Source organism: bacterium, assembly GCA_023145965.1.
Classification (GTDB): domain Bacteria; phylum UBP14; class UBA6098; order UBA6098; family UBA6098; genus UBA6098.
Genome location: JAGLDC010000028.1, coordinates 1 through 5,193, shown reverse-complemented (window position 1 = coordinate 5,193; position 5,193 = coordinate 1). Strand labels below are relative to the sequence as shown.

Here is a 5,193-nt window from a genome sequence, read left to right as displayed (position 1 = left end):
AGGGCGAGAGCGAGAATAACCAAATATTTCATTATAAGCTCCTTATATGTAATATTACTTTGAACATAAAGAATATTATCAAAATAGTCAAATGCTAAATCTTGCTAGATATTACTTCAGATACACCACCCGTTTCGGTCGGCACGCGCCGACGGGCGTTTGGCCTCAACCGCCTTTAGCGGATTCGGCGTCATTTCAAATACACCACGCGCTTCGTGCAGACGGCTGAAGCCGTCTGTTGCGGAAATGTTGCCCGCACAAGATAGACGCCGGAACCGAGGACGGCGGCGGGACGCCAGATAAATTCGCGAAATCGCAAAAATCGAGCTTAAGCCCATGTGAAGCCGCCGAGCCGCCGTTTTTGCAAAGTAAACCAGCTCATTGGTAGATTCCCGAGTCGCCGCTAGCATGATGGAAGCTATTCTAAAACACAGGCGACGAGATAGTCGCCCCGGATCATAATACTAAATATATCGAAAGATTTACATTTCACCATCTTACCCATCGTTTACGCCATCGGGTAATGTATTCCAGCGCCTCCATAGGTGTCATGCGCTCGGGATCGAGATTGCGAAGCTGCTGAACTAAAGGGTGATTCTCAGGTTCGAAAAGCGAAATCTGTATTCCCTCTGATCGGATTGATTTTCCCTTATGTCCTCCAACTCGGATTATCGATTCCGAATTCAGTTTTTCGCCGCTCTCTAGAAGTTCGAGTATGTTTTGTGCCCTTGCAATAACAGAATCAGGCACACCAGCCATTTTTGCAACATATATACCATAAGAGTCATCACAACCACCCGGGACTATTTTATGCAAGAACTGGACGCTATCGCCGCTCTCGCGCACCGCAACCTGAAAGTTGCTCGCGCGCGGATAGATATTAGGTAGTTCCGTGAGTTCGTGATAATGCGTAGCGAATATTGCTTTTGCTCGGTGGCCAGCTGAATTGTGTATAAATTCACTAACCGCCCATGCAATCGAGAGACCATCGTATGTGCTGGTGCCGCGACCTATCTCATCAAGGAGGACGAGACTTCGGTCCGTTGCGTTATTGAGAATGTTTGCTGTCTCGATCATCTCAACCAGGAATGTCGATTGGCCGCGAGCGATATTATCCATAGCGCCGACTCGCGTGAAGATGCGATCAACAGGTCTTATGCGGCAGCTCTGTGCGGGGACGAAACTGCCCATCTGAGCGATAAGCACAATTAGTGCGACCTGCCTAAGATAGGTCGATTTACCAGACATATTTGGCCCGGTAATAAGGAGAAGCTGGTTTTGGTCGGAGCTCAGGTGCGTGTTATTTGGAACAAAGGTTCTGTCACCGAGAATCTGTTCAACAACTGGATGCCGTCCCTCGATTATCTCAATTATTGGCTCATCAGTAAATTGGGGGCGAACCCAACCCTTTCTTCGAGCTATTTCGACAAGCGAGCAAAGAGCATCGAGCTCGGCCAAAGCCTTTGCAACCAGTAGTATAGATGCAGCAAATTGCGAAAGATGCGCGCGTAATGTAAGGAAGAGATCGCGCTCTATCTCGAAAATGCGCTCTTCGGCGGAAAGAACCTTCTGTTCATATTCCTTGAGCTCTGCAGTTATATATCGTTCTGAAGCGACAAGCGTCTGTTTGCGTTCGAACTCCTCGGGGACTTTCTTGCTATGCATTCTGCTGACTTCAATATAATAGCCGAAAACGCGGTTATAGCCGATTTTAAGCTTGGGGATGTCGAGTTTATCGCGGAGGTTTTCCTGCATCGAAGCAAGATACTGTTTTCCACCGTAGCGGATTTGCCGGAGTTCGTCTAGTTCCGAGGATATACCCTCAGCGATTATTCCACCCTCGTTGATATGCACAGGCGGATCGAGATCAATATTTTCTTGGATAATTCCCCTAACTTCATCCATGGGATCGAGCCTATTATCGATATTATCAAGAAGCGGAGTATTTTTTCCCTGAATTATGCTTTTTATCGCCGGCACCTTATCGAGGCCAATTTTAAGGGCAATCAAATCGCGAGGATTAGCCTTTTCATTACCGAGTTTACCTATAAGACGCTCCATATCGCCAATTTCAGAAAATCTTTCACGAAGTGTTGCAAGGGCTATTGGATCGATAATGAGTTCCTCCACTGCCGCAAGACGTTGCTCTATCGACACACGATTAATAAGCGGCTTCAATATCCATTCGACTATTTCTCGATGGCCCATTGGTGTGCAGGTTGTATCGAGCACCCAGAGCAGGCTTCCTTCGACTTTGCCATCAGCAATAGATCGGATAAGCTCCAGATTGCGCACTGTAGAGGCATCGAATATCATAGCATCATCTTTAGTGCCAATAGATATTGTGCGTATATGCGCCATGTCACCTTTTTTGAGGTCTTTGAAATAAGCTATGAGTCCGCCTGCTGCCGATATCTCGCCATCGGAAAGCTCGCCATAACCCATAAGTGTTTTAACGCCAAAATGTTCGCTGAGTTTATCACGTGCAAAAACAGTTTCAAATTTCCACGGTTCTTGATAGCTTATATGAGCCTTAGGCGCCGATTCCCTCAATATTTCATGGAGGCTTTCAGAAATATCCTCCGAAACAAGTATCTCTTTCACTAGAAGTAATTGGAGTTCTTCGATGAAGCGAGCATAGGTTAAAGAACGCGCCTCGAAGCGTCCGCCTAGAAGATCCGCAAGTGCAATTGAAACAGAATCCTCGTTTTCGAAAATACCCATAATAAGATTAGATTCGGCGTTTTCCTCAGTCTCGATTGTTGCCGTGCCCGGTGTCATCACCTCGATAATGTCGCGTGCCACGATGCCCTTTGCCTTTTTCGGATCCTCAACCTGCTCACAAATCGCGACTTTAAAACCTGCTGAAAGTAGTTTAGATAGGTATTTCTCCATAGCATGATGTGGCACTCCAGCAAGTGGTGTTGGTTCGGGCATGCCATGCGAACGCTGTGTAAGCGTTATTCCAAGGACCTCTGCGGCGATTTTAGCATCCTCATCAAAAAGCTCGAAGAAATCGCCCATGCGGTAAAGAAGAAGCGCATCCGGCACCTGTTTTTTGATGCGGTAATACTGTTCCATCATGGGTGTGTTTTTCGGTTTTTGCTTCTTCTTATTCATATCTAATTTCTGCCAATTTGGTTTCCATTATGAATAATAATATTTTAGTGCGAAAACAAAAGAGATTTTTAGATAAATTACATTAATATGCGGGAATTTGCGTGAAAGACTACTCTATAGAAATTTCTGAGAAGAAAAGCATTAGTCAAATACTCATTAATGCTAATGTTCTAATCGTTCCATGGCTTTGAGGCCGAGTTTTAATGGTATTATTGTTGCTGCCAGATTCAAAACAAGAATAATCAACGCACCGATGATTATTTCTGCCGTTGGAAAATCCTTACTTTGGCCGATAATAAAACTCATGTAATGATATGTGGGAAACGCAAGCGCTAAAGTAGAGAGCGCAACATAAATAAGGCTCACTAAAGCACATATCATACCTCCACCACTGGATGCTATTTTGCCGGGATTAGGTTCGACGAAACTTGGGAAAAGGCTCCCAAGACCGGTAGAAAGCGATGTCAAAGATATGCTCATAAGGAAGATACCCAGACCGGTTAGAAGCGTCATTATGCGTGATTGAGCTAGTAAAGCACTAGAGACAACAGCGACAACTTCTGTAATAATGAAAAAAAGAATGAAAGCTATCCAAAATTTTTCCCAGAAAAGCCTCTTTACGCGGATCGGAGAACTCGAAATGCTCCAAAAAGACTTACCTTCCATGGATATCGATGGATAGACAAAGCGAACAGATAAAGTCGCCAATATATAACCGCAAAAAGCGTAATTCACAAAACTAATTAGCGTTCGCCAATAAAGACCTTCGACATTTAAAGGCACTTTGCGGAGGTTAAATAAATAAAAAATTACCAAAACGAGTAAAATCGCAAATTGAGTCCACTGGTTTGGTTCACGAAGAAATAGGCGAATATCTTTGACCAACAACGAACGCATATCTCGAGGAAATACTCTAAAAACGCTCCACGACAAACCGTAATAGCCTCTATTTGTGCCTTTTTTTCTCTTATTACTAAGGATTTCCGAAGCCGCTAAAAATGCCTTATAATAAAGCCTTTTTGCAGCAGTATCGAGGAAAATGAGCATTGCGGCCGAGGTTGACAGAAATAGAGAAATATAGAATAATAGAGTGCCATTATGATCGAGTCTTGCCGCACGTAAAATCTCGGCTACCCACACGCTCGGAAGCCATTGGTTCTCGTTAGTCGCTAAATCTTGAAGGTAATAATTTAGAAGCGCAAGGTCGCCCTGAGCTGAGAAAATAATGCGGCTGAACCTTGCCCTCATGAAGAAAAGTATGCTTATTATGGCCAAAGCTCCAAAAAGTATCAAAATGCGTTTAGAGCCAAATCTTTTTGCAAGCGGAAAAACAAGCATTGATAAACCAGCACCGAGAATCCCCGGAATAATCAGGAAGCAAGGTAAGACTATAAAGCCAATTATTATATAATCTGAAAGTGAAATATGAAAGACAAATCCATAGGCCACAATTGCAGGGATAGTAATAACAAGGGTCGCCCAACTAGCATAAAAAATATTATCGGTGAATTTAACCCAAAAAACTTGGCTGTGGGGTAGAGGAGAAGCCATTAGGAAACTCGCTTCAGGCGATCTATATAGTGCGCCTATTGCGCTAATGAGATTCGACATTGTAAGCATTATAAAAAAAGCGAGAAACGAAATACCAATTATTCTATCGATCAGAAGAATGCCGATGTCCTGAACTGTTATAAGATAGGAGAATATTTTTTGAAATAAAAAAAAGGTGCCGGAAAGAAAAATCGTAACCACAATCAAGCCGACAACTACTTTTGCTGTGTGTTCAAGTCCCTTGCTAAAAATCAACCTGCTGAGTTGTTTAGGCTTTATATTTAATATGATTTTCCACATTTATTGAGTATAAATTTCCTATACGCATTTTCAAGGTTTTAATAGTCTGTGAATAACAATCCGAGAGAAGCAAATAATAGTGCTCTCGACCAATTAACGCTATTTCAAATAGACTAATCTCTTGGTCAAGGATTGCCCTCCGAATTTCGCCCGAACAAGATAGACGCCCGAGGTGACTGCGGGGGAGGGTCTCCAGATGAATTCGGCCCTCATCCGGCCTTC

General features: G+C 43.6%; 2 protein-coding genes. Both read right to left on the bottom strand.

Annotation, left to right across the window (positions count from 1 at the left end):
- Nucleotides 1–489: 489 nt before the first annotated feature.
- The gene (gene mutS, locus KAH81_03005; protein MCK5832617.1) at nucleotides 490–3,120 is read right to left on the bottom strand and encodes a DNA mismatch repair protein MutS; all 2,631 of its coding nucleotides are present in this window, start codon (nucleotides 3,118–3,120) and stop codon (nucleotides 490–492) included.
- Nucleotides 3,121–3,282: 162 nt separating this feature from the next.
- Nucleotides 3,283–4,971, bottom strand: a complete 1,689-nt coding sequence (locus KAH81_03000; protein MCK5832616.1) for a hypothetical protein — start codon at nucleotides 4,969–4,971, stop codon at nucleotides 3,283–3,285.
- Nucleotides 4,972–5,193: the final 222 nt, after the last annotated feature.